Raw genomic sequence first — 22893 nt, 5'->3', positions numbered from 1 at the left:
AATTATATAATTTTTTTTGTATATTTGCACGCTCAATTTACGGAAGTGCATATCACTTTCGTTAAAAGAAAAAACAATGAAAAAATTTATATTTTTTATAAGTTTATTAAGTTCGCTTACATTGGCAATTGTTGGTTTTAGTAGTTTTAAAATTGACAAAGTTCAAGGATTTCACTTGGAAGAAGATGAGGTAATTAATTATCATGTGCCAACTGAAGAAGAAGCTGAAGGAAAAGGGTTTTCAATTAAAATTCCATATGTTGGTAAAAACTTTATAGGTTTTAGACAAGCAGTTGCTTACAAAGAATCAAGAGGCAAAACAAAATTAGTTAATCCTTATGGTTATATGGGAAAATACCAATTTGGTAAAAGTACTTTAAGAGCTGTTGGAGTTTATGATTCTCAAGAATTTTTAAATAATGTAGCACTTCAAGACAAAGCTTTCAAAGCATTAGTTGCCAAAAATAAATGGGAATTAAGAAATGAAATTGAAAAATATTGCGGAAGAGTTATAAACGGTGTTGAAATTACGGAATCTGGAATCATTGCTGCGGCACATTTAAGTGGAGCAGGTTCTGTTAAAAAATACCTTAAAAGTAACGGTCGTAATGGATTTAAAGATGGTTTTGGTACTTCATTGAGAAGTTACATCAAAAAGTTTGGCTCATACGATATTTCGAATATTAAAGCAGATAAAAACGCTAAAGCTGAGAATTATACTAATTAATTCATTTTGTGAATAATAAAAATACAAGGTCGGTTATGTAAATCGACCTTATTTTTTTGCCATTCTTTAACGGTTTTTGTTTTGATAAATTCAGTCGGTAAAGTAATGTCACAAGCTACGCATACATGTGTATTGGGTTGTAAAGCTTGTAAAATATCTTCAAAAATCTTATTGTTTCTATAAGGAGTTTCTATAAAAAGTTGCGATTGATTTTTTTCAAATGATAAACGTTCCAAATTTTTTATAGCAATTTTTTTCTCATTTTTATCAATAGGTAAATAACCATTGAAAGCAAAGCTCTGACCGTTCATTCCACTTGCCATAACCGCTAATAAAATAGAACTTGGTCCCACTAATGGAATAACTTGAATGCCTTTTTCGTGAGCTAATTTTACAATGACCGCACCAGGATCAGCAACACCAGGACAACCGGATTCACTTAATAATCCAATATTGTTTCCATTTAACAATGGTTTTATCATTTCATAATAATCTTCAACCTCTGTGTGTTTATTTAATAAAGAAATATTTAAAGAAGGTTGTTTCTTCTCCGGATGAATACTTTTGATAAAACGTCTTGCAGTTTTTTCATTCTCAACTATATAATAATCTATGAAATCTATAGTTCTTTTAATGCTTTGTGGTAGCACATCTTCAGGAACAACAGTTGTTTCTCCAGGATTTGATAATGTACAAGGGATTAGATAAAGTTTTCCTAAAAATTGAACAGGTTTCATATTGAAAATTATTGATTTCTTACAAAAGTAAGTAATTTGTTAGGCAAATTGAAATCTATTTCAAATCAGTCTTCAGTTTATTTGCAATTACGTTACAAGCTTCATTTAGCATTTGGAAAACATTTTCAAAACCTTCATCACCTCCGTAATAAGGATCTGGTACTTCTAAATTTTGATTAGGATGAGATTCGTTTAAAATCAACTTGACTTTTTGCTTTGCTTTTTCTGAAGGAGCAAGTTGGATTACATTTTCATAATTGGATTTATCCATCACATAGATGTGATCAAATTCTTCAAAATGTTTTACAGAAAAATGGTTGCAACGCTGTTTAGAAATGTCAATACCATGTTTTTTGGCCACAGCTATTGATCTTTTATCGGGTAATTCACCCACATGATAATTAGCTGTTCCAGCACTGTCAACGAATATGTGTTCAGAAACTTTGGATTGCAAAATACCTTCAGCCAATGGAGAACGACAAATGTTTCCAAGGCAGACCATTACAACTTTAACCATCATTTTATAGTGATAATTTTTTGTTGATGTCTTCTACGAATTTTTTGAATTGCTTATCAGTAGAAACTAAGTTGTCCACTGTTTTGCAAGCATGAAGTACAGTAGCATGATCTCTATCACCAATTTGTGAACCAATATTTGCTAATGAATTTTTAGTGTATTTTTTTGCGAAAAACATAGCCAATTGACGCGCTTGAACCACGTGTCTTTTTCTAGTTTTTGACTGTAAAATATCTAAATCCAATTGGAAATAATCTGATACTACTTTTTGTATATAGTCTATTGAAATTTCACGTTTTACATTCTTAACAAATTTTTCAACGATTTGTTTGGCTAGTTCAACAGTGATTTCTCTTTTGTTAAAAGAAGATTGAGCAATTAACGAAATAATTGCACCTTCTAATTCTCTAACATTTGATTTTATGTTTTTTGCAACATACTCAATAATTTCATCAGGCATATCTACACCATCTCTATACAAGATATTTTTCAAGATTGAAACTCTAGTTTCGTAATCTGGTTGGTGTAATTCTGCAGAAAGTCCCCATTTGAAACGAGATAACAAACGTTGTTCGATATCTTGCATGTCAATTGGTGCTTTATCAGAAGTAAGTATTACCTGTTTTCCATTTTGGTGTAAATGGTTGAAAATGTGGAAGAATACATCTTGCGTTCCTGATTTTCCAGATAAGAATTGAACATCATCAATGATTAAAACGTCAATTAGTTGATAGAAGTGAATGAAATCATTTCTAGTGTTTTTCTTAACTGAATCTATATATTGTTGCGTAAAAATTTCAGCTGAAATATATAAAACTGTTTTTTCAGGGTATTTGTCTTTAATCTCAACACCAATAGCGTGAGCTAAATGTGTTTTACCTAATCCAACACCTCCAAAGATTAATAATGGATTAAATGATGTTCCTCCAGGCTTATTGGCAACAGCCATACCAGCACTACGAGCTAATCTATTTGAATCACCTTCAAGAAAGTTATCAAAATTATAGTTTGGATTTAATTGAGATTCAATTTTTAAGTTTCTGATGCCGGGAATTACGAATGGATTTCTTAATTCAGCACTTTTATTAGTAACTGGAAAATCAACTTCTTGTGGTTTAACACTTGAACGTTGTGAACTTGGTAATTGTTCTGTGTAAGGAACATTATTACCATAAGTATTTTCCATTTTAATTTTATATAGTAACTTTGCCGTTGGACCAAGTTCTTTTGTAAGAGCTACTTTTAATAATTTAACGTAGTGCTCTTCTAACCATTCGTAGAAAAATTTACTAGGAACTTGTATATATAATGCGTTGTCGGTTAGTTCAACTGATTTGATAGGTTCAAACCAAGTTTTAAAAGCTTGATCTTGAATATTATCTTTGATAAAATCTAAACAGTTTTCCCATACTGATTGCGCAGTTCTAGTCATAAATTCAATTCTATTAGTTTGTTTTTTATTAATTTTTATTCGTTGTTATCAACAAAAAGGTGTCTTACCATTTGGGAGAACAAATATGTGAACATTTTTTTTATAAAAAAAATTAAATAGGGGTTGATTTATAAAAAAAAATGTTGTAAGCTCATTAGCAAAAATAAGAAAAAAAAATAACATAATTTTATATATGAAAGAATATCAATTTTCTGTACGTGTACGTTACGCAGAAACAGATCAAATGGGAGTGGTTTATCATGGTAATTATGCTCAGTATTTTGAGATGGGCCGCGTTGAATGGCTAAGAAATATGGGTGTTTCTTATAAATGGATGGAAGAAAACGGAATTATGCTTCCTGTAGTTTCTTTGACAATTAATTATAAAAAACCAGCACGTTATGATGACCTTTTAACGGTAAAAACTGTCTTTAAAAGACAAACTTCTGTTAAGATAGAATTTGACTACGAAATTTATAATGAACAACAAGAGTTATTAACAACTGGCTACTCAATGTTAGTTTTTGTTGACATGAAAACTGGTAAACCGACAATTCCACCAAACTATATAATGGATAAATTAACAGATTTATAATGAATCCTTTTCTTTAATGTTAATTTCATAAATGGAACTGAAAATGTCGAATATTTTTTCGGCATTTTTTTTTCGAGTTGCAATTTCAATTTCGCAACTTAATTCCATTTTTTGGCTTATGATTTCAAGATTTTTTTCTTTGATAATTCGCATGACTTTATTCATGTTTTTATAATCAAACGAAATTATAAAATGAACATCAATTGTTTTTTCTATTATTTCAGAAACTTCAAGTGCCATTTGAGCTCCAGTTTTGTAAGCTGAAATTAAACCACCAACTCCAAGTTTTACACCTCCAAAAAAGCGAACAACCACAACCAAAATATTTGTAACATCAAAAGACTGGATTTGTCCATAAATTGGCATTCCAGCACTATTGTTTGGTTCTCCATCATCATTAGCACGATAACTTATATTTTCTGTACCTATTTGATAAGCATAGCAAAAATGCCTGGCCTGAGAATGTTTACTTTTTAAAATTTCTAAACATTCTTTTACTTCTTCTTCATTGGTTACGGGAAAAGCATACCCAAAAAACTTACTATTTTTTTCTTTAAAAAGTATTTCTTCTGAAGGTTTTGATAGAGTTTTGTAAGTATCTTTTATTTCTTCGCTCATTTTATTGGGTTACTAAAATTACAGCTAGAATCGCTAAAGCAATTCCAAAATAATTCTGTTTAAGGAGTTTTTCTTTAAATAAAAGAATTCCAAAAAAGGTTGATAACAAAATTACACCAATATTTATTAATGTGAAAATTGTAGCACTTTCATGGTTTTTATTTTGTAACGCTTTGATAATAAAAAACATAGAAAAATAATTTGGAACCCCTAAACAAATTCCTCCAATAATATTTTTTCCTTGTAATTTGAAATTACCTTTAAAAGATTTTAAAATTGAAAATATAATTCCAAAACCAAAGGCAGACAAAAAGGTGATTGCTGAAAATAGCGCGACTTCATAATCCTTTAAATAAGTATGTTGAAGATAATTTATACTTGTATCTACGATTCCAGCACCAAAGAACAACAGAATTGGAAATAAAAAATTTTTGATTTCAATTTTTCCTTTCTCTTTTTTTGAGGTAAAATAAACGGCAATTAATGCAAGTACAATTCCAATTATTTTTTCAAAAGTTATAACTTCTTCAAAAAAGAATATTCCAAATAAAATGGGAATAATCATCGACATTTTACTTGAAACTGAAGCTACAGAAACTCCATTTTCTTGTGATGTTTTGCCCATAATATTAAATACCAAAATAAATAAACCACCTAAAATAATACTACTAATTATCCAAGTTTTATTCCATAAAGTACTAAAGTTTATTTTTTCAGCAGATAAAAAAAAGCCAACAAAAAAAGCGGTACAATAGTTAAAAACAATGGCTTGTAAGGTGTTGATCTTAAATTTTGTATAAAACTTAAAAACAATGTAAAGTAAACTTGAAAATAAAATGGCTAACAATAAATTTATCATAAATTGCTATTTAAGAATGATTGCAATTCAATTACATCTTCTTTTCCGACTTGTAAATTCCACACTTGTAGACCTAATTTCTGTGCTGCATTAGTGTTTTCATTTTTATCGTCTACAAATAAAGTTTTGTTAGGATTTAGTTGATGTTTTTCAATAACAAATTGATAAATAGATTCATCTGGTTTTCGCATGCCCATTTCAAAAGAATAATACACTTTTTCAAAGCAATTGATAAACCGATTATGAAATTCAGAACCAACTTTACGTTTCACTTCTTCGATATGAGTAAAATCTGTATTGCTTAATAGAAACAATTTGTACTTTGAAGTTAAATCTTCTAAAAATTCTAAACGATATAAAGGAAAATCGGCTAAAATACTATTCCATGCTTTTTTAATTTCATCCATTGCAACAGTTGGAATTTGTTGTTGAAAACCCGTTAAAAATTCATTTTCAGAAATTTGTCCAATTTCGTAATTATGATTCAGTTCATTTAAAGTATCGTTCCATTGAGCTAAACCAATTTTTCGCAATTCTTCTTCCACTTTTGGTTTATCTAAATTGATGAAAATATCTCCAAAATCAAATATAATAGTATCAATCATAATTTTTTAGTGTTACAAGTTTATCGTCTAAATTAGTTTTTGATTCAACTATTTTTCGTTTAATTACAGGTGCTTTTGTTCCGTTTTCAAAAGTGTTTTTTCCTTTAAAAATTCTTGCTTCATCCCAAATGTTTTTATCAATAAAACTTTGAATGGTTTTGCTTCCACCTTCAATAATAACAGATTGAATTTGATGTTTAACTAAAATAGCTAAAGTATTTTCAACTAAATTTTCATCAAATTGACATGTTTCATAAATACAATTTTTTGTAGATTGAAATGCTTTGCTTTCAGTTAAAATTAGAGTTTTAATGCTGTTATCTTTTACATGAAAATTAGCATCTATTTTTCCAGACTTATCCAAAACAATTCGAATGGGATTATTGCCAAAAAAATCACGAGCATTTAAGCTTGGATTATCATCTAAAACGGTTTGAGTTCCAACCAAAATGGCTTGTTCTTCAGTTCTCCATTTATGGACCAATTGTCTGGAATATGCATTAGTGATCCAAACTGGTTTCTGTTCTTTTTTAGTGGAAGGAGCGATAAAGCCATCTGCAGTTTCGGCCCATTTTAGTATAATATAAGGTCTTTTTTTATTGTGAAATGTGAAAAAACGTTTGTTCAGCTCATAACATTCTTCTTCTAAAACTCCAACAGTGACATTTGCACCCGCTTCCATAAGTTTTTTTATGCCATTTCCAGCGACTTTTTCATTTGGGTCAATAGTTCCAATAACCACATTTGGAATTTTATGAGTTACAATTAAATCAGCACAAGGTGGAGTTTTTCCAAAATGACTGCAAGGTTCTAAACTCACATAAATAGTTGATTTTGTAAGTAAGGATTTATCTTCAACAGCATTGATAGCATTCACTTCAGCATGAGGTTCACCTGCTTTTCTGTGCCAACCTTCACCAATGATTTTGTCTTCATAAACGATTACACTTCCTACCAAAGGATTTGGATAAGTAGTTCCTAAACCATTTTTGGCCAATTCTATACAGCGATTTATATATTTTTCATGCGTTTTCACAAGACAAAAATAGTACTTTTGTTTTAGAATATATTTTTATGCTGATTAGAAAAATAAAAAAAGAAGATAATGTTCCAATTGCAAAAGTAATTCGAGATGTTTTTATTGAATTGGATGCTCCGAAGACCGGAACAGCTTATGAAGATCCTATTCTGGATACTTTATTTGAAGTCTATGAGAAAGATAAATCCGTTTATTATGTAATTGAACATGAAGGAAAAATTATTGGTGGAAGTGGAATTGCACCTTTGGAAAACGGTTCAAAAGAGACATGTGAATTACAAAAAATGTATTTTGCTCCAGAAGCAAGAGGAAAAGGACTTGGATTAGAAATGATTCTAAAATGTTTGGATTTTGCTAAAGAAGCTGGCTTCAAAAGTTGTTATTTAGAAACTTTAGAGATGATGAAAGATGCCCAAAAATTATATCAAAAAGTTGGATTTGAGTATTTAGAAGAACCACTTGGTTGTACAGGTCATACTAGTTGCCCGGTTTGGATGATGAAAGATTTATAGTATTAAGTATTAAGATTTAAGTATTAAGACAGATAAATGATTTTAAAAGAATATAAAATAAATTTTATTGAAGCATTAAGTTCAATTTATGATAAGGAAGAAATAGAAAGTTTCTTTCATATCATTGCTGAATTTTTACACCAAAAAAAACGAATTGATTTGGCTTTAGAGCCTAATTTTTCAATTACTAAAAATGAAGTCGAAAAATGGAATGCAATTGTAACAGAATTGAAACAAGAAAAACCCATTCAATATATATTAGGAGAAACCGAGTTTTATGGATTACGTTTTTTAGTCAATGAAAACACCTTAATTCCAAGACAAGAAACCGAAGAATTAGTGGATTTAATTCTAAGTGAAAATTCCAAAAAAAAAATTCCAAATTCCAAAATCCTTGATATTGGAACAGGAACTGGTTGTATTGCCATTAGTTTGGCTAAGAATTTACCAAACGCAAAAGTTTACGCTTTAGATGTTTCTGAAAAAGCTTTAGAAATTGCAAAGCAAAACGCTGAAATAAATAAAGTAAGTGTTGAGTTTTTACAAGAAAGTATTTTAGAAACGGAAGATTTGAAACAAGAGTTTGACATAATTGTTTCAAATCCACCTTATGTTCGAAATTTAGAGAAAGTTGAAATCAAGAAAAATGTATTGGAATACGAACCTCATTTAGCGTTATTCGTAGAAGATACTAATGCTTTATTGTTCTATAGAAAAATTGCTCAATTGGCTAAAATAAGCCTAGTTGAAAACGGGAAATTATATTTCGAAATTAATCAATACCTAGGTAAAGAAACGGTTGAGCTTCTTGAAAATTTGGCATTCAAAAATATTCAATTGATTAAAGATATTTATGGTAATGATCGAATGATTTCTTGTTTGAAATAATTATTTAGTTATCCGATGGCTAAAGCCAACGGCAATTCATTACTCATAACGCAATGCCTCAACTGGATCTAATTTAGAAGCTTTTATGGCTGGATAAACACCCGAAACAATTGTTACTAAAAACGTTGTAATAAAAGCTGCAATCATTGCCATCCAGGGAATTGTAAAGGTAAATCCAATTGCCATTGCAATTGCTAAGCCAATGGAAATTCCTAATATAATACCCACAATTCCTCCTAGTTGCCCTATTATTAATGTTTCTGTAAAAAATTGCCAAGCTATTGTGCTACTTCGTGCTCCTAATGCTTTTCTAATTCCAATTTCTCTAGTTCTTTCACTTACAGAAACTAACATGATGTTCATCAAAGCAATTGAAGAACCAAAAACGGTAATTATTCCAATTATCCATGCAGTCCAACTCAATACTTCTGTATTTGATAATAATGTCTGAATTAAATCATCACTTCTTTCTATTCCGAAATTTTCCTTTTCGACTGGACTTAATTTTCGAACTTGTCGCATTGTAATTATCGCATCATCAACAGCTTCATCTAAAAGAGCTTCATTGTTGACCATTACATTCAAATCATAGTTGATATTTGGAGCAGAAAATAAAGAACGTGCTACCTGATTTGGAATCAAAACACGTAAATCCTGACTGTTTCCAAAAGTCGAACCTTTTTCTTTTAAAACTCCAATTACTTTAAACTTTGCTCCACGAATAGAAATTATTTTGTCAATTGGATTTATACCATCAAATAAACCTTTTTCAAAATCTGAACCCAAAACACAGACATAGTTATTATTAGAAATATCAAAGGAATTGAAATTTCGACCTTTAGTAACCTCTAATCCTTTGTTTGGACAAAAATATTCATCAACTCCTACAATCTTGATTTCTGGATCTGTTTTTTCTCCTGAATATTTAACTTCAACTCCAGAAGCTGCCGTAAAAGATAGGGAAGTGGTAGTGAATGGGAAATTAAATTTCTCTTGAAATTCCTTAGCCTGTGGATAACTTATAATAGGATTTACACGAACATCAACATCATTTTGATTGATTTCTGATGAAAAATCATATTGACTTATGGAAAATGTATTGGCTCCCATTGATGCAAAATCATTTAAAATTGTATTCTTTAGAGCAGAAACAACTGTCAGAATTCCAACTAATGCTGTAATTCCAAGTGCAATAATAAAAACCGTTAAAGAGGTTCGCAAAGCTTGACTTCTTATGGAGTCCAATGCAATTTTCGTGTTTTCTTTAAATAATCCTACCATGTTGTATTAGACTATAGAGTTTGGAAATTGTTACACTTGTGAAGTAAGAATTTAGAATTTAGAATTCAGAAAATTGGAATTGAGAAATTTGAATTTAGAATTTTTTTTTAAAACGAACAATATATTCGATATTTGCAAAAAGTTAATATGAAAGAATTTGACTTAAAAAAGCGAACTAAATCATTTACTATTTCGATTTTGAATTTAGTAGATAACTTACCATTAAAATATTCTACAAAAATTATTGCTAATCAATTGGGTAAGTCAGGTAGTTCAGTAGGTGCAAATTATAGGGCTTCATTAAGAGCTAGAAGTGATAACGAATATTTATCAAAAATGAATATCGTTTTAGAAGAAACAGATGAGTCATTGTTTTGGTTAGAAGTATTGGAAGAATTAAATGTCATGGAAAAGAATAAATTAAAACCACTTTTAAGTGAAGCAAATGAATTAACTGCTATTTTTGTAACAACTTTAAAAAATACCAAAACCCAAATTAATAAAAAATAGATTTATTTTTTAGATTTCAGTTTTTCTGAATTCTAAATTCTAAATTCTAAATTCTAATAAAAAATGTCTAAAAAGCCAAGTATTCCAAAAGGAACCAGAGATTTTTCTCCAGCTGAAGTAGCGAAGAGAAATTATATATTTTCAATTATTAAATCGAATTTTGAAAAATTTGGGTTTCAACCTATAGAAACTCCTTCTTTTGAAAATTCAGATACTTTAATGGGAAAGTATGGGGAAGAAGGTGATCGACTTATTTTTAAGATTTTGAATTCGGGTGATTTTTTAGCTAAAGCTGATGAGACATTATTAAATGATAAAAACAGTTTAAAACTAACTTCACAAATATCAGAAAAAGCCCTTCGTTATGACTTAACCGTTCCATTTGCAAGATATGTGGTACAACATCAAAACGAAATTGAATTTCCTTTCAAAAGATACCAAATTCAACCTGTTTGGAGAGCTGATAGACCTCAAAAAGGACGTTTTAGAGAGTTTTTTCAATGTGATGCAGACGTGGTTGGTTCGACTTCTTTATGGCAAGAAGTAGAGTTGGTTCAATTATACGATGCTGTTTTTAGTCAATTAGGCTTAAAAGGAACAACCATAAAAATAAATAACCGTAAAATCTTATCCGGAATTGCTGAGGTAATTGGTGCTTCGGATAAATTAATTGATTTTACCGTTGCTTTAGATAAATTAGATAAAATTGGTGAAGATGGTGTGAAAAAGGAAATGCTTGAAAAAGGAATTTCTGATGAAGCAATTGTTAAAGTTCAACCATTATTCAATTTTACAGGAACTATAAATGAAAAAATAGCGAAGCTTTCCAACTTACTTTCATCTTCTGAAGAAGGAAAAAAAGGAGTAGAAGAGTTGCAATTTATTTGTACTACGATTCAAGAATTAGGATTGCAATCAGCATCATTAGATTTAGATGTAACGCTTGCAAGAGGTTTAAATTACTATACTGGAGCTATTTTTGAAGTTGCTGCACCAAAGGAAGTTGCAATGGGTTCTATTGGTGGTGGTGGAAGATATGATGATTTAACCGGAATTTTTGGTTTAAAAAACATGAGTGGTGTCGGAATTTCATTTGGTTTAGATAGAATTGCCTTAGTAATTGAAGAGTTAAACTTGTTTCCTGAAACGGTTTTGGCTACTTCAAAAGCAATGTTCATTAATTTTGGAGACAAAGAAGCTTTATATAGCATGAAAGCAATCACTAAGTTGAGAGCTAACGACATTAAAGTGGAATTATATCCTGATAATGCTAAAATTGGAAAACAATTTCAACATGCAGACAAAAGAGGTATTCCGTTTGCAGTTTTAGTTGGTGATGAAGAAATGAGCAAGCAGGAATATACTTTGAAAAATTTAGCAACTGGAGCACAACAAAAAGTAGATTTGGCAACATTAGTTACTTTACTTCAATAAATTAAAGCAGAACTTTGTTTTTGGAATTTGTAATTTGATTTTTGAAATTTAGTATGGATATAGACGAAGAAGCAAAAAAAGTAGTTTGGTCATTACAAAACAATAAACGTTCAGAAGAAGAGCGTAATGTTTTTAAGCCCACAGGGAAAAAACCAATGAATAAAAATGTAATTTATATTTTGACTTCTGTTGGAGTTTTATTTTTGTTAAGTTTCTTGTTGATACAATTTAATTCAGAAGAAAAAGAATTTTGTTTTTTGATTGATTCTTTGTGTTATTTTTCATCAGAAGACAAATGGTTATACGTTTTATATACATTTTTAAACCTTTTAATCATCCTAATTGGAATTTTCACAGCTTACATCATTGGAAAGAAACTTGGCAACAGATTTAGAATATAAATCAATTAAGATTATTTACCCACATAAACAAAAAAATCCAACTGGCAAGTTGGATTTTTTCATCAAAACAAACAATCAAATATTTAATAAAAAATCCTAAAATTACTATTTAAATTTTTTATAGAGTAATATTGAAATAAAGTCCCTTAACTCTCTATTATTATTATTACACTTCAAATGTATACTATTACAGTTGTTAACAAAAATATTTATTAATAAAATCGTTGTAAATAATAATAAAATCGATTAAAGGTATATTTAACTTGTTTTAATTTGTTTTTTACGGGTTATCAACAACTTTTCAAAATTATTTTAACAATCGAAATTTGATTTTAAAACCTTAAAGTTTAGAGTACAGCGGATAATGATAAAGTAATTAATTTAAAAAGAAGTGAAAATATTTTTTTACAGTTCAATAGGATTGTCATAAAACTTAAAGACATCGAAATTATATAAATTTATGTTGAAATTATGTAAGAAGAAATGAAAACAATAGTTTATCTTTACATAATAGATTTCAAGCAAATCTTTAATAATTAATTTTTACGTCTGTAAAAACTAAAATTTAGAAAAAATTGAAAACTGTTGTACAGATTGAAATTGTATTTGAATCAATGCTTGATTAAACGAAGAACACGGGTAGTCAGGTTGTTTAAGTAGCTGTAATGACATCATGTTCTTTCCACCCGTTCGAACAAGATAAACAAAGTCTACGTTTCCGCTTTAATGCAAGGAAATCAGTTACAAACAATAAATTAAACATTGATTTTTCTCAATTTGTAATGAATGTCTTTTCATAGTATGGAATTTTCCATTTTCTGAAAAGACATTTTTTTTGAAATAATTTTAATGGAATAAAAAAAGCTAACAATCTTTTAGAAAGAATGTTAGCTTTTAATTTGTAGCGAAACCGAGATTTGAACTCGGGACCTCAGGGTTATGAATCCTGCGCTCTAACCAACTGAGCTATCTCGCCATTATTTATATTGCATTTCCTGAATGCGGGTGCAAATATATAATTATTTGCTTTTAATTCAAATATATTTTAAAAATTATTTTTCAATTTTTATTTTTTTTTACATCATATTTATTATATATTCGAAAAATTTTAAATTATAGCGATGGAAGTTAAAGTAAAATATGAAATAGAGTTTCCTATAATGTCTTCACCACAGTTATTGTATCAATATATATCAACACCTTCGGGTTTGTCAGAGTGGTTTGCAGATAACGTAAATTCAAGAGGTGAGTTGTTTACTTTTATTTGGGATGATAGTGAGGAGAAAGCAAAATTGATGTCTAAAAAGACTGATGAAAGAGTAAAATTCAAATGGTTGAACGAAGATAACTCTGAGACTGACTACTTTTTTGAAATTAAATTGATGGTTGATGAAATTACTAAAGACGTTTCTATTGTAATTGTGGATTTTGCTGATGAAGATGAAGTGGAAGAATCAAAATCACTTTGGGAAAACCAAATTTCTGACTTGAAACATGTATTAGGTTCTATGTAATCAAAAATATAAAAGGTATATTTGTCCCGACTAAAAATCGGGATTTTTTATGATAAATTTTAACGGAAACATACAGCCTACAAGTGCATTTTTAATTGAGAATAATAGAGGTTTTCTCTTTGGAGATGCTATTTTTGAAACTTTAAAAGTAGTAGGTAATAAAGTTTTATTTGCTGAAGATCATTACTTTAGATTAATGGCTTCTATGCGAATTTGTAGAATGGAAATACCAATGAATTTTACATTGGAATATTTTGAGGAACAGATTTTATCGTTGACTAATACTATGGGTTTTAATCACTCAGTTAGAGTCCGAATGACGATTTTTAGAGATTCTGATGGATTATATGCTCCAGTTTCTAATGATGTTGCTTTCTTGATTGAAGCTAAGGAGTTATTTTCTAAAGAATATATAGTTTCAAATAATTTCTATGAAGTGGAGTTGTATAAAGATTTTTATGTCTCTAAACATCTTTTGTCAACTTTAAAGACGAATAATAAAATGATTAATATTACTGGAAGTATTTTTGCCAAAGAAAATGACTACCACAACTGTATATTATTAAATGATGATAAAAATGTAGTAGAAGCTTTAAACGGAAATATTTTTATGAAAATGGGTAATTTAATCATAACTCCTCCAACATCAGATGGTTGTTTGAATGGAATTATGCGTAAACAATTAATTGCTTTGATTAATAAGATGGACGGTTTTGAATGTATTGAAAAGTCAATTTCACCATTTGACTTACAGAAATCTGATGAATTGTTTATTACAAATGTAATTTTGGGAATCCAACCTATAACAAAATACAGAAAAAAAGAGTTTGGAATCGATTTTTCGGTTAAATTGAACGAAAAATTAAATGAATTAATTTAAAATAGGATTTTCAGGAGCGTTTGAAAACAATATATAGTCACCACCTTGTGCTTCAATTTTTTCTTTCCAAAAATCGCTAGTTGGTTTTGCTAATAAATTGTGTTTTTCCTTATTTTCAATAAGTAACCAACTGTTGTCTTTTAGTTCAGTTTCCAATTGTTCTTTAGTCCAGCCACTGTAACCAAGAAAAAAACGAATTTCAGTTTTAAGGATTTCATCTTCATTTAATAGGAGTTTAAGCGATTCAAAATCACCACCCCAATAAATTCCGTTTGAAATTTCAATACTGTTTTTTATTTTATTTGGAATAGTGTGAATGAAGTACAAATTATCTTGTTCAACTGGTCCACCATTATAAACTGTTAGGTTAGAATTTATCTCAGGAATTAAATCACCAATCGTAAATTCTAGGGGTTTGTTCAAAATAAAACCTACTGTGCCATCTTTTGTGTATTCAGCCAATAAAATAACTGATCTATTAAAAGAATTTTCTCCCAAAAGTGCTGGTTCTGAAAGGAGTAATTGACCTTTTTTTATTTTTACCTCATTCATATTTGATGATTTTAAATTAAAGTTAAGAAAATTCTTTTTAAATTCAAAAAAAGTAAAGTTTTTGTAAAAAAAAAACCTCTCACATGGAGAGGTTTTATATCTTATCTGTAATTATTTTTTATTTACAGAACCTTCTAATTCTGAACCCGCTTTAAATTTTACTACATTTTTTGCAGCAATCTTAATTGTTTTTCCTGTTTGAGGATTTCTACCATCTCTAGCAGCTCTTTTAGAAACTGACCATGATCCAAAACCTACTAATGAAACTCTTCCACCTTTTTTCAAAGTACCTTCAACATTTTCTAAAAATGACTCTAATGCTAATTTTGCAGCTGCTTTTGTGATACCAGCAGAAGCTGCCATTGCATCGATTAATTCTGATTTGTTCATAATAATGATTTAATTATTTGGTTAAACTTTAATTTACTTATACAAATTTAGCAGTATCTATGAACGGTGCAAGTATTTGCAATCTTTTTCGTCTAAAATGTTGATAAAATCGTTTAAATGTTAATAAGCACTCATTAAACACCTATGTTTATTGACTTTTAGAGCTTATTTGGCTATTATTTCCTCTGAAAAACTTGTTCCATTTAACAATTGTTGAGCTTCCATTTTCTTTTTACCTGGCATTTGTAGTGATTTTATATTCAAATAACCATCATTAGTATAAATATGCAATTCTTTTTTAGTGGTTACTATTTTTCCTATAGAATTAGAATGATCAGATTTATGAAACTCAACTTCATATAATTTTACATTCCATTCATTATCACCATCAACAAAAAATGTCCAAGCAGCAGGATAGGGATTTAAACCTCGAATTTGGTTGTAAATTTCTTTTCCAGGTTTTGTCCAGTCAATTTTACAATTGTCTTTGTTGAGTTTATAAGCAGTTTTTAAATCATCTGATTCAGTTTGTATAGTTGTAATTGCTTTGTCGCTTTCTATTAATGATAAAGTATCTAAAACGGCTTCTGAACCTAAAACCATTAATTTATCATGAAGTTGTCCAACAGTTTCTGTTTCACTAATTGGGGTTTCCTTTTTTAATATGATTGCACCAGTATCAATTTTATCATCAATAAAGAAAGTAGTAACTCCAGTTTTTGTTTCACCATTTATAATTGCCCAATTAATAGGAGCTGCACCACGATATTGTGGCAACAAAGATGCGTGAAGATTGAATGTGCCTAATTCTGGCATTTTCCAAACAACTTCTGGCAACATTCTAAATGCAACAATGACTTGTAAGTTGGCTTCTAAACTTTTTAATTCAGCTAAAAATTCTTCGTTTTTTAAATTGGTTGGTTGTAATAAGCGCAAGTTTTTAGCCAAAGCATATTCTTTAACAGCACTTGTGCTTACTTTTTGTCCACGACCAGCTGGTTTGTCTGGTGCTGTAATTACTCCAACAATTTCATACTCGTTTTTATAAATGGTATCCAGAATTCCAACCGCAAAGTCTGGAGTTCCCATAAATACAATTTTTAATTTCTTCATTATATTAGATAATATTTATTGTGTGAATTAATAGCAATCTTGTTTTTCTCTAGCAATTGTTGCAATGCAAAGATAGTTTCTTCTGAACTTATTGAAAGTTTATTTTCTATTTCCTTTGATGAATATGGTTCAGATTGAAGTAATTCTGAAATTACATTAGGTAAATTAGTATCAATAGTTTTATTTTTTGAAATACAAGTCGAACAAATGCCACAATCCTCTTTAATTTCTTGACTGAAATAGGTAAGGAGCAATTTATTTTTACAAATAGAAGTGTCTTCAATAAATTCAATCATTTTTTTAAATTTTTCTTCTTTTTGCTGGTTTTGAGTTTCTAAAAATTTGCTAACTCTATTAATAGTCAATTCATCTTCACGAGCTTCATTAAATGTAATATTACTATCGTTATTATGAATTTTTAAAGTAACAGCATTGCTTTGATGTAATTTATGAATGGCTTCAAGTACATTTTTTTCAGTTGAATTTGATTTTTTAGCAATTAAGTTTGGACTAACCGATGTTTCCATTTCGAAAATTCCTGTGTAAGTTCTTAAAATGGCTGAGATAATCTCTTCATCATTTGTATTTAAACTCATATAACGAATTACTTCTTTACTTGGAATAATGAATTGTAAATCAATTTTTTCTGAAAACAAATTCTGCAAAGTCAAAATTCCCTGTCTATCCAAAAACTGAATACTGTTGTAAGTTTTTACAATAGGAAATTGATAGTGTGAACAAAAGTGATTTAGATTGAAAGAAAAATTTTCGTTATACCCTTCACCATAAGCAATTTGAAAATAATTATTTAACTTGATGTAAACATTTTTCAAAAATTCTTTGTCAGGTAAAACCGAAAGAAATTGTGCTTTAGCTGATTTTATATCGCTTGCATTTGTCAATAAAACGCCAAAAGCTTTTTCTCCATTTCGACCAGCACGACCAACCTCTTGATAATAGTTTTCTAAATTTTGTGGTAAATGAATATGAATAACTGTTTTTACATCAGGTTTGTCAATTCCCATTCCAAAAGCGTTTGTTGCAACTATAACTTGGACTTTATTTTCCATCCAAAGCAAGCGATTTTTCTCTTTTTCTTTATAGGATAAACCTCCGTGATAAAAAGTTGCCGAAAATCCTAAGTGATTCATCTGGCTCGAAATTTCTAAACAAGCCTTTCGGTTGCTAACATAAATAATGGAAGATTCTGTATTTTTACTAACTATTTGTTTGATTTTAGTCAGTTTATCTTCAGTTTTAATGACATGATAAGCTAAATTTTTTCGTTCAAAAGATTTTGTAAATATTTTGGGGATTTCTAAAGCCAAATTTTCAATAATATCAGCCTGAACTTTTGCTGTAGCAGAAGCTGTTAAAGCTAAAAATGGAGTTTTAGGAAAAACCTCTTTTAGCTTTGAAATTTTTAAATAAGCTGGACGAAAATCGTGTCCCCATTGACTAACACAGTGAGCTTCATCAATTGCAATTAAAGAAATTTTGAGTTGTTTTAATCGTTCAACAATCCAATCGTGTTGTAGTCTTTCAGGAGAAAGATATAAGAATTTGTAATTTCCAAATTGACAATTATCTAAAATATCTATAATGTCATTTTGAGAAATTCCACCAACTAAAGCAATCGCTTTTATATCTTTTTTTTGAAGATTTTCTACTTGATCTTTCATCAAAGCTATCAATGGAGAAATTACCAAACAGATACCATCTAATAACATTCCTGGCACTTGATAACAAACCGATTTTCCACCTCCAGTTGGCAATAAAGCAAAGACATCATTTCCTTCTAAAATGGCACTGATTATTTGCTCTTGAGGTTCTCTAAAGCTATCGTGTTTCCAGTGTTTTTGAAGAATTTGTAGCGCTTGAGACATTTAAGGTTTGGTATAAAACAGTATAAAAATACTAATTTTATTTAAAGATTTAAATTTTGTAGTAAAAACTGCATTCTATTTTCAACAGTATCTTTTGGAACTTCAATCAATTTATAACCGTATTTTTGATAAGTTTCAACCAAATGATCTTGAATTAAAAGAGCTTGTTCGTAGCTTTCATAACGTTCTTCGTCACTTACGTAAATCTCTTTCCAAGTCGGTAAAATGAATATTTTAGTATAAATATGTTCTTTGCAAGCCTCATCAAAAAAAGCAGGATAACTATCACCGATATAGTGCATATAAGCTAAAACATCAGGAATTCCTCTGTCAAGAAATACGATATTTGCCTTTTCTTTTTTGGCTGAATGGAATTGTTTTTTTCTTCCTTCCAATAACAATTCACTAAAAAGTAAAGGTTGTTCTAAAAATAATTGCTCAATTCCTTTTTCTTGAGCTTCTTTGATAACTTCTCTTGAAACTTCTGGATAACAGACGTGTCCGTTTTCTTTTAATTTATTGATTAAAGTTGTTTTTCCAGAACTTGGACCACCAATTAAAACGACAATTTCTTTATTCATTTGATAATTTTCTTGTGGCAAAAATAGTTTTTTTTTAAAAATTTCTTTTGCATTTAAAAATATAAGTTACTTGCTTTTAAGTCTGAACATAAAAAAGTATCTTTGCTATTCAAAAGAATTACAATAAATGGATCAGAAAACAGAAGATTTTTACAAGAGATTAAAAGAAGAATTAATAAACTCAACAATTTGGCCTGCCGAATATTTATTTAAATTTATAGTTCCGTCAGACAATCATAAAATCGCTGTTATTGAAAACTCTTTTGATAATATGGGAGCTGTAATAAAAACTAGTACTTCTAAAAACGGAAAATATACTAGTGTTTCTGTAAACACAACTATGAAAAGTGCTCAATCTGTTATTGACAAATATCAAGAACTTTCTTCAATTGAGGGCATTATTTCTTTATAAAAAAACTTATGAAATTTAATACACAAGACGCTGTTTTTAACTTAGAATATAATGCAGAACGTTCGCATTTAATCATTCCAGAATATGGAAGACATTTGCAAAAATTGATTGATTTAGCCACTGCTATTGATGATAGAGAAGAACGTAACAAAGCAGCAAAATACATAATTGATGTAATGGGAACATTAAATCCTCATTTACGTGATGTTCCAGATTTTCAGCACAAATTATGGGATCAATTGTTTATTATGTCTGATTTTAAATTGGAGGTAGATTCACCTTATCCAATTCCCTCTAGAGAAGTTTTAAATCAAAAACCAGAGCGATTAGCTTATCCTCAAAATTTTCCTAAATATCGTTTTTATGGTAACAATATCAAATATATGATTGATGTTGCAAATAAATGGGAAGAAGGAGAATTGAAAAACGCTTTGATTATTGTGATTGCTAATCATATGAAAAAGTGTTATTTGAGTTGGAACAAAGATACGGTTGAAGATTCAGCAATTTTCAATCATTTGTATGAGCTTTCAAATGGAAAAATTGATTTAAGAAAATCTGAAGAAGAACTTTCTACCTCTCATGATTTAATAAAAGTAAATAAAAAGCAATCTAATAAAACCCAGTTTGGTTCAAACGGTAAAACGATTGTAAAAAAAGGAAAGAGCCAAAAAAATAATAAACAAAATAGTAGAAAATAGTACTCTATGGGAACATTTCAAATTGAAGGTGGTGTAAAATTAAAAGGAGAAATAACTCCTCAAGGTGCAAAAAATGAAGCTTTACAAGTTTTATGTCCAGCATTATTAACGTCAGAAAAAGTAAGAGTTACAAATGTTCCTGATATTATTGATGTTAATAAACTAATTACTCTTTTGGGCAATTTAGGAGTAAAAATCCAAAAAAATGGACCTAGTGACTACACTTTTCAAGCGGATGAAGTTAATGTAGATTATTTAAAAACAGAAGCTTTTAAGAAAGAAGGTGGAAGTTTAAGAGGTTCAATTATGATAGTTGGTCCATTATTAGCTCGTTTTGGTTGTGGATATATTCCAAAACCAGGTGGTGATAAAATTGGACGTAGAAGATTAGATACACATTTTGAAGGTTTTATAAATCTTGGAGCCAAATTTAGATATGAAAGAGAAGACCATTTTTATGGTGTAGAAAATGAAGGAAGATTAAAAGGAACTTATATGTTACTTGATGAAGCTTCTGTAACTGGAACAGCAAATATTGTGATGGCTGCTGTTTTAGCTGAAGGAACAACAACTATTTATAATGCTGCTTGTGAACCATATTTACAACAACTTTGTAAGATGTTAAACTCAATGGGAGCAAACATTAAAGGTGTTGGTTCTAATTTGTTAGTAATTGAAGGAGTTGAATCTCTTGGAGGTTGTGAACATAGAATTTTGCCAGATATGATTGAAATTGGTTCTTGGATTGGTCTTGCAGCCATGACAAGAAGTGAAATTACAATTAAAAATGTGAGTTGGGATAATTTGGGTCAAATTCCAAATGTATTTAGAAAATTAGGAATTACTCTTGAAAGAAGAGGTGATGATATTTATATTCCTGAACATAAAGATGGTTACGAAGTAAAAACAGATATTGATGGTTCAATTTTAACAGTTTCAGATGCACCTTGGCCTGGATTTACACCAGATTTATTGAGTATCGTTTTGGTGGTGGCTACACAATGTAAAGGAGAAGTTTTAATTCACCAAAAAATGTTTGAAAGCCGTTTATTCTTCGTTGATAAATTAATTGATATGGGAGCCAAAATTATTCTTTGTGATCCACACAGAGCAACAGTTATGGGACACAATTTCCAATCGCAATTAAAAGCAACAACAATGTCTTCTCCAGATATTAGAGCTGGAATTTCGTTATTAATTGCTGCACTTTCTGCAAAAGGGACTTCCACTATTCAAAATATTGAACAAATTGATAGAGGTTACGAAAATATTGATGGAAGATTAAAAGCAATTGGTGCTAAGATTGTTAGAGTTAGCTAAAAAGTTAGCAGTGTTCAGTTTTTAGTGTTCATTAAAATATATAAATCCAAATTCCGCAATAAATCGGAGTTTGGATTTTTTAATTCGATTTTAAGTAATGGAAACTTATGTTATAGTGCTGCTTTGTATCGCATCATTTGTGGCTGGATTTATTGATGCTATAGTGGGTGGTGGTGGTTTAATTCAAACACCAGCTGCTTTTATTTTAATGCCAGCACAAAATGTTGCTACCATTATTGGTACTTTGAAAATTCCTGCTTTAAGTGGAACAAGTGTAGCGACTTATCAGTACCTTAAAAAAGCAACTGTTAATTGGAAATTATTTGGTCTAATGGCAATTGTTTCTTTCATGTTTGCCTATCTAGGTTCGAGTTTGTTGAATGTAATGAAAAGCGATTTTATGAAGCCTTTATTGTTTGTAATATTGGTTTTGTTACTGGTTTACACATATTTTAAAAAAGATTTTGGTCAATTTCAAGTGGATAAATTAACGCAGAAGCAAATCTATATTTATGCTATAATTATATGTGTATTTATAGGGTTTTATGATGGGTTTATCGGACCAGGAACTGGTAGCTTACTAATTATGGCCTTTATAGCTATTTTAGGATTTGACTTTCTTCAAGCTAATATTTATGCAAAATTAGTGAACTTGGCTACAAATATTGGTTCTATTACTTTGTTTGTGATGAAGGGCAAAATTATTTGGTCTGTTGCAATTCCTATGGCAGTTTGTAACGCAACTGGAGCTTGGCTTGGAGCACGATTAGCTATTTCAAAAGGGAATGGATTTATTCGAGTTTTCTTTTTGATTATTGTTGGAATTGCTTTGCTTCGTTTTGGGTACGATGTTTTTATAAAATAAAAATTCCAAATTCTAAAACTATTGTTCTTGGAATTTGGAATTTATTTGTTTTTAAAAGTTTTATTAATTCAACCAACCTTTATCAATTGCTTTTTTTGAATACCAGATTAAGAATATTGCAAATAAAGGAATTATAAAAGTCATTACTAGTTCAAAAGTTTCAAAATCAGCAAAATTTAATCTCATAAAAGCATCGATATTTTGTACAACTACTGCTATAAATGAAATAATAAATAATGTATTAGCCATTTTTTTTCGCATTAAAAGAGCAATACATCCTAAAGCTCCAGCAAATACTGCAATTGCAAATGCAGCTGTTGCCCAAGCAGGTGTTTGATTAATTAAAGCTAATTTTTCAGCGGAATACATTGCTCTAAATTCTTCCGTTTGATAGGCTTGTTGAATGTATTGATTTACACCCATTAAATTCCATATCAAAGCAATTACACTGATAATCCAAAAGCCGATGTTTGGTTTGTTTGTTGTTTTCATTTTAAGAGTTTTGTTGGTTAGTTATAGTAAAT

At 29.5% G+C, this 22893-nt stretch carries 27 protein-coding genes and 1 tRNA gene; 13 read left to right on the top strand and 15 right to left on the bottom strand.

What is annotated here, in order from left to right; genetic code table 11:
- Positions 1–76: 76 nt before the first annotated feature.
- Entirely contained in the window at positions 77–727 is a 651-nt protein-coding gene (locus AABJ49_RS11225; RefSeq protein ID WP_338378366.1) for a peptidoglycan-binding protein LysM, read from the top strand.
- On the opposite strand, the gene AABJ49_RS11220 is transcribed toward AABJ49_RS11225, so the two are convergent.
- From AABJ49_RS11220 to dnaA, 3 genes are read right to left on the bottom strand one after another with little or no spacing between them, the layout of a single operon-like run.
- Entirely contained in the window at positions 724–1464 is a 741-nt protein-coding gene (locus AABJ49_RS11220) for an SAM-dependent methyltransferase (RefSeq protein WP_338378365.1), read from the bottom strand. The two genes, AABJ49_RS11225 and AABJ49_RS11220, sit on opposite strands and share 4 nt — an antisense overlap.
- Before the next feature lie 55 nt (positions 1465–1519).
- Positions 1520–1981: a low molecular weight protein-tyrosine-phosphatase gene (locus tag AABJ49_RS11215; RefSeq protein WP_338378381.1), complete on the bottom strand. Its 462-nt coding sequence runs from the start codon at positions 1979–1981 to the stop codon at positions 1520–1522.
- Positions 1982–1985: 4 nt separating this feature from the next.
- On the bottom strand, positions 1986–3413 hold the full coding sequence (gene dnaA, locus AABJ49_RS11210; protein WP_338378364.1) for a chromosomal replication initiator protein DnaA: 1428 nt from the start codon (positions 3411–3413) through the stop codon (positions 1986–1988).
- A gap of 193 nt (positions 3414–3606) precedes the next feature.
- Between dnaA and AABJ49_RS11205 the strand changes: the two genes are divergently transcribed.
- The gene (locus AABJ49_RS11205) at positions 3607–4008 is read left to right on the top strand and encodes a thioesterase family protein (protein ID WP_338378363.1); all 402 of its coding nucleotides are present in this window, start codon (positions 3607–3609) and stop codon (positions 4006–4008) included.
- Here the strand turns inward: AABJ49_RS11205 and AABJ49_RS11200 are convergent.
- The 4 genes from AABJ49_RS11200 to ribD are packed head-to-tail and all read right to left on the bottom strand — an operon-like array spanning position 4003 to position 7126.
- The gene (locus tag AABJ49_RS11200; protein WP_338378362.1) at positions 4003–4626 is read right to left on the bottom strand and encodes a YigZ family protein; all 624 of its coding nucleotides are present in this window, start codon (positions 4624–4626) and stop codon (positions 4003–4005) included. The two genes, AABJ49_RS11205 and AABJ49_RS11200, sit on opposite strands and share 6 nt — an antisense overlap.
- 1 nt (position 4627) lies before the next feature.
- A complete protein-coding gene (locus AABJ49_RS11195) occupies positions 4628–5485 on the bottom strand; it encodes a DMT family transporter (protein WP_338378361.1) in 858 nt (285 codons plus the stop codon).
- Entirely contained in the window at positions 5482–6090 is a 609-nt protein-coding gene (locus AABJ49_RS11190; protein WP_338378360.1) for an HAD family phosphatase, read from the bottom strand. The genes AABJ49_RS11195 and AABJ49_RS11190 overlap by 4 nt, the downstream gene beginning before the upstream one ends.
- Positions 6083–7126, bottom strand: a complete 1044-nt coding sequence (ribD, locus tag AABJ49_RS11185) for a bifunctional diaminohydroxyphosphoribosylaminopyrimidine deaminase/5-amino-6-(5-phosphoribosylamino)uracil reductase RibD (protein WP_338378359.1) — start codon at positions 7124–7126, stop codon at positions 6083–6085. Before ribD ends, AABJ49_RS11190 begins: the two co-directional genes overlap by 8 nt.
- 38 nt (positions 7127–7164) lie before the next feature.
- Here ribD and AABJ49_RS11180 point away from each other — a divergent pair, with 38 nt between their 5' ends.
- Both AABJ49_RS11180 and prmC read left to right on the top strand, forming a co-directional pair.
- Positions 7165–7641: a GNAT family N-acetyltransferase gene (locus AABJ49_RS11180; RefSeq protein ID WP_338378358.1), complete on the top strand. Its 477-nt coding sequence runs from the start codon at positions 7165–7167 to the stop codon at positions 7639–7641.
- A 36-nt stretch (positions 7642–7677) separates the two neighbouring features.
- The gene (prmC, locus tag AABJ49_RS11175; protein WP_338378357.1) at positions 7678–8529 is read left to right on the top strand and encodes a peptide chain release factor N(5)-glutamine methyltransferase; all 852 of its coding nucleotides are present in this window, start codon (positions 7678–7680) and stop codon (positions 8527–8529) included.
- Positions 8530–8568: 39 nt separating this feature from the next.
- Here the strand turns inward: prmC and AABJ49_RS11170 are convergent, their stop codons facing one another.
- Positions 8569–9810 carry an ABC transporter permease gene (locus AABJ49_RS11170; RefSeq protein ID WP_338378356.1) on the bottom strand — a complete coding sequence of 414 codons (1242 nt, stop codon included), beginning with the start codon at positions 9808–9810 and terminating at the stop codon, positions 8569–8571.
- A gap of 147 nt (positions 9811–9957) precedes the next feature.
- Here AABJ49_RS11170 and AABJ49_RS11165 point away from each other — a divergent pair, with 147 nt between their 5' ends.
- From AABJ49_RS11165 to AABJ49_RS11155, 3 genes are all read left to right on the top strand, one after another.
- Complete coding sequence (locus AABJ49_RS11165) at positions 9958–10320, top strand: four helix bundle protein (protein WP_338378355.1); 363 nt, start codon at positions 9958–9960, stop codon at positions 10318–10320.
- A 63-nt stretch (positions 10321–10383) separates the two neighbouring features.
- The gene (gene hisS / locus AABJ49_RS11160; RefSeq protein ID WP_338378354.1) at positions 10384–11754 is read left to right on the top strand and encodes a histidine--tRNA ligase; all 1371 of its coding nucleotides are present in this window, start codon (positions 10384–10386) and stop codon (positions 11752–11754) included.
- A gap of 53 nt (positions 11755–11807) precedes the next feature.
- Positions 11808–12155 carry a hypothetical protein gene (locus AABJ49_RS11155; RefSeq protein ID WP_338378353.1) on the top strand — a complete coding sequence of 116 codons (348 nt, stop codon included), beginning with the start codon at positions 11808–11810 and terminating at the stop codon, positions 12153–12155.
- A 902-nt stretch (positions 12156–13057) separates the two neighbouring features.
- Here AABJ49_RS11155 and AABJ49_RS11150 read toward each other — a convergent pair.
- Positions 13058–13131, bottom strand: a tRNA-Met gene (locus AABJ49_RS11150).
- Positions 13132–13276: 145 nt separating this feature from the next.
- On the opposite strand from AABJ49_RS11150, the gene AABJ49_RS11145 reads away from it, so the two are divergent.
- Together AABJ49_RS11145 and AABJ49_RS11140 are read left to right on the top strand one after the other, a co-directional pair.
- Positions 13277–13669 carry an START-like domain-containing protein gene (locus AABJ49_RS11145; protein ID WP_338378352.1) on the top strand — a complete coding sequence of 131 codons (393 nt, stop codon included), beginning with the start codon at positions 13277–13279 and terminating at the stop codon, positions 13667–13669.
- Between the two features lie 49 nt (positions 13670–13718).
- The gene (locus AABJ49_RS11140; protein WP_338378351.1) at positions 13719–14549 is read left to right on the top strand and encodes an aminotransferase class IV; all 831 of its coding nucleotides are present in this window, start codon (positions 13719–13721) and stop codon (positions 14547–14549) included.
- Here AABJ49_RS11140 and AABJ49_RS11135 read toward each other — a convergent pair.
- The 5 genes from AABJ49_RS11135 to AABJ49_RS11115 all read right to left on the bottom strand — a co-directional run bounded on the left by AABJ49_RS11135 (position 14541) and on the right by AABJ49_RS11115 (position 19071).
- Positions 14541–15101 (bottom strand): YqgE/AlgH family protein, encoded by a 561-nt coding sequence (locus AABJ49_RS11135; RefSeq protein ID WP_338378350.1) that lies wholly within the window; start codon positions 15099–15101, stop codon positions 14541–14543. The two genes, AABJ49_RS11140 and AABJ49_RS11135, sit on opposite strands and share 9 nt — an antisense overlap.
- Positions 15102–15212: 111 nt before the next feature.
- Positions 15213–15491, bottom strand: coding sequence for an HU family DNA-binding protein (locus AABJ49_RS11130; RefSeq protein ID WP_338378349.1), 279 nt, complete (start codon positions 15489–15491; stop codon positions 15213–15215).
- Between the two features lie 165 nt (positions 15492–15656).
- Positions 15657–16604, bottom strand: a complete 948-nt coding sequence (fmt, locus tag AABJ49_RS11125) for a methionyl-tRNA formyltransferase (RefSeq protein WP_338378348.1) — start codon at positions 16602–16604, stop codon at positions 15657–15659.
- Positions 16604–18490, bottom strand: a complete 1887-nt coding sequence (locus AABJ49_RS11120) for an ATP-dependent DNA helicase RecQ (protein ID WP_338378347.1) — start codon at positions 18488–18490, stop codon at positions 16604–16606. Before AABJ49_RS11120 ends, fmt begins: the two co-directional genes overlap by 1 nt.
- A 41-nt stretch (positions 18491–18531) precedes the next feature.
- Positions 18532–19071 (bottom strand): ATP-binding protein, encoded by a 540-nt coding sequence (locus tag AABJ49_RS11115; protein WP_338378346.1) that lies wholly within the window; start codon positions 19069–19071, stop codon positions 18532–18534.
- Between the two features lie 127 nt (positions 19072–19198).
- On the opposite strand from AABJ49_RS11115, the gene AABJ49_RS11110 reads away from it, so the two are divergent.
- The 4 genes from AABJ49_RS11110 (at position 19199) to AABJ49_RS11095 (ending at position 22369) form a co-directional block, all read left to right on the top strand.
- Positions 19199–19483, top strand: coding sequence for a DUF493 family protein (locus tag AABJ49_RS11110; RefSeq protein WP_338378345.1), 285 nt, complete (start codon positions 19199–19201; stop codon positions 19481–19483).
- An 8-nt stretch (positions 19484–19491) separates the two neighbouring features.
- Positions 19492–20184 (top strand): DUF4290 domain-containing protein, encoded by a 693-nt coding sequence (locus AABJ49_RS11105; protein ID WP_338378344.1) that lies wholly within the window; start codon positions 19492–19494, stop codon positions 20182–20184.
- Positions 20185–20190: 6 nt separating this feature from the next.
- Positions 20191–21504 carry a UDP-N-acetylglucosamine 1-carboxyvinyltransferase gene (gene murA / locus AABJ49_RS11100; protein ID WP_338378343.1) on the top strand — a complete coding sequence of 438 codons (1314 nt, stop codon included), beginning with the start codon at positions 20191–20193 and terminating at the stop codon, positions 21502–21504.
- A 97-nt stretch (positions 21505–21601) separates the two neighbouring features.
- Positions 21602–22369 (top strand): TSUP family transporter, encoded by a 768-nt coding sequence (locus AABJ49_RS11095; RefSeq protein WP_338378342.1) that lies wholly within the window; start codon positions 21602–21604, stop codon positions 22367–22369.
- A 63-nt stretch (positions 22370–22432) separates the two neighbouring features.
- On the opposite strand, the gene AABJ49_RS11090 is transcribed toward AABJ49_RS11095, so the two are convergent.
- Positions 22433–22861: a hypothetical protein gene (locus AABJ49_RS11090; protein ID WP_338378341.1), complete on the bottom strand. Its 429-nt coding sequence runs from the start codon at positions 22859–22861 to the stop codon at positions 22433–22435.
- Between the last annotated feature and the right edge of the window lie 32 nt (positions 22862–22893).

The sequence above is a fragment of the uncultured Flavobacterium sp. genome, from assembly GCF_963922255.1.
In the GTDB taxonomy this organism is placed as follows: Bacteria; Bacteroidota; Bacteroidia; order Flavobacteriales; family Flavobacteriaceae; genus Flavobacterium.
This window is presented reverse-complemented; position numbering and strand designations above follow the sequence as displayed.

Excerpts from the sequence above, each read along its gene's own strand:
- AABJ49_RS11155 (WP_338378353.1), top strand. The coding sequence starts at position 11,808 with ATGGATATAGACGAAGAAGCAAAAAAAGTAGTTTGGTCATTACAAAAC.
- AABJ49_RS11115 (WP_338378346.1), bottom strand. The coding sequence starts at position 19,071 with ATGAATAAAGAAATTGTCGTTTTAATTGGTGGTCCAAGTTCTGGAAAA.
- AABJ49_RS11195 (WP_338378361.1), bottom strand. The coding sequence starts at position 5,485 with ATGATAAATTTATTGTTAGCCATTTTATTTTCAAGTTTACTTTACATT.
- hisS (WP_338378354.1), top strand. The coding sequence starts at position 10,384 with ATGTCTAAAAAGCCAAGTATTCCAAAAGGAACCAGAGATTTTTCTCCA.
- AABJ49_RS11140 (WP_338378351.1), top strand. The coding sequence starts at position 13,719 with ATGATAAATTTTAACGGAAACATACAGCCTACAAGTGCATTTTTAATT.
- AABJ49_RS11135 (WP_338378350.1), bottom strand. The coding sequence starts at position 15,101 with ATGAATGAGGTAAAAATAAAAAAAGGTCAATTACTCCTTTCAGAACCA.
- AABJ49_RS11095 (WP_338378342.1), top strand. The coding sequence starts at position 21,602 with ATGGAAACTTATGTTATAGTGCTGCTTTGTATCGCATCATTTGTGGCT.
- AABJ49_RS11165 (WP_338378355.1), top strand. The coding sequence starts at position 9,958 with ATGAAAGAATTTGACTTAAAAAAGCGAACTAAATCATTTACTATTTCG.
- AABJ49_RS11220 (WP_338378365.1), bottom strand. The coding sequence starts at position 1,464 with ATGAAACCTGTTCAATTTTTAGGAAAACTTTATCTAATCCCTTGTACA.
- AABJ49_RS11130 (WP_338378349.1), bottom strand. The coding sequence starts at position 15,491 with ATGAACAAATCAGAATTAATCGATGCAATGGCAGCTTCTGCTGGTATC.
- AABJ49_RS11205 (WP_338378363.1), top strand. The coding sequence starts at position 3,607 with ATGAAAGAATATCAATTTTCTGTACGTGTACGTTACGCAGAAACAGAT.
- fmt (WP_338378348.1), bottom strand. The coding sequence starts at position 16,604 with ATGAAGAAATTAAAAATTGTATTTATGGGAACTCCAGACTTTGCGGTT.
- AABJ49_RS11120 (WP_338378347.1), bottom strand. The coding sequence starts at position 18,490 with ATGTCTCAAGCGCTACAAATTCTTCAAAAACACTGGAAACACGATAGC.
- AABJ49_RS11145 (WP_338378352.1), top strand. The coding sequence starts at position 13,277 with ATGGAAGTTAAAGTAAAATATGAAATAGAGTTTCCTATAATGTCTTCA.
- AABJ49_RS11225 (WP_338378366.1), top strand. The coding sequence starts at position 77 with ATGAAAAAATTTATATTTTTTATAAGTTTATTAAGTTCGCTTACATTG.
- dnaA (WP_338378364.1), bottom strand. The coding sequence starts at position 3,413 with ATGACTAGAACTGCGCAATCAGTATGGGAAAACTGTTTAGATTTTATC.
- AABJ49_RS11215 (WP_338378381.1), bottom strand. The coding sequence starts at position 1,981 with ATGGTTAAAGTTGTAATGGTCTGCCTTGGAAACATTTGTCGTTCTCCA.
- AABJ49_RS11105 (WP_338378344.1), top strand. The coding sequence starts at position 19,492 with ATGAAATTTAATACACAAGACGCTGTTTTTAACTTAGAATATAATGCA.
- AABJ49_RS11180 (WP_338378358.1), top strand. The coding sequence starts at position 7,165 with ATGCTGATTAGAAAAATAAAAAAAGAAGATAATGTTCCAATTGCAAAA.
- AABJ49_RS11200 (WP_338378362.1), bottom strand. The coding sequence starts at position 4,626 with ATGAGCGAAGAAATAAAAGATACTTACAAAACTCTATCAAAACCTTCA.
- AABJ49_RS11170 (WP_338378356.1), bottom strand. The coding sequence starts at position 9,810 with ATGGTAGGATTATTTAAAGAAAACACGAAAATTGCATTGGACTCCATA.
- AABJ49_RS11190 (WP_338378360.1), bottom strand. The coding sequence starts at position 6,090 with ATGATTGATACTATTATATTTGATTTTGGAGATATTTTCATCAATTTA.
- AABJ49_RS11110 (WP_338378345.1), top strand. The coding sequence starts at position 19,199 with ATGGATCAGAAAACAGAAGATTTTTACAAGAGATTAAAAGAAGAATTA.
- prmC (WP_338378357.1), top strand. The coding sequence starts at position 7,678 with ATGATTTTAAAAGAATATAAAATAAATTTTATTGAAGCATTAAGTTCA.
- murA (WP_338378343.1), top strand. The coding sequence starts at position 20,191 with ATGGGAACATTTCAAATTGAAGGTGGTGTAAAATTAAAAGGAGAAATA.
- AABJ49_RS11090 (WP_338378341.1), bottom strand. The coding sequence starts at position 22,861 with ATGAAAACAACAAACAAACCAAACATCGGCTTTTGGATTATCAGTGTA.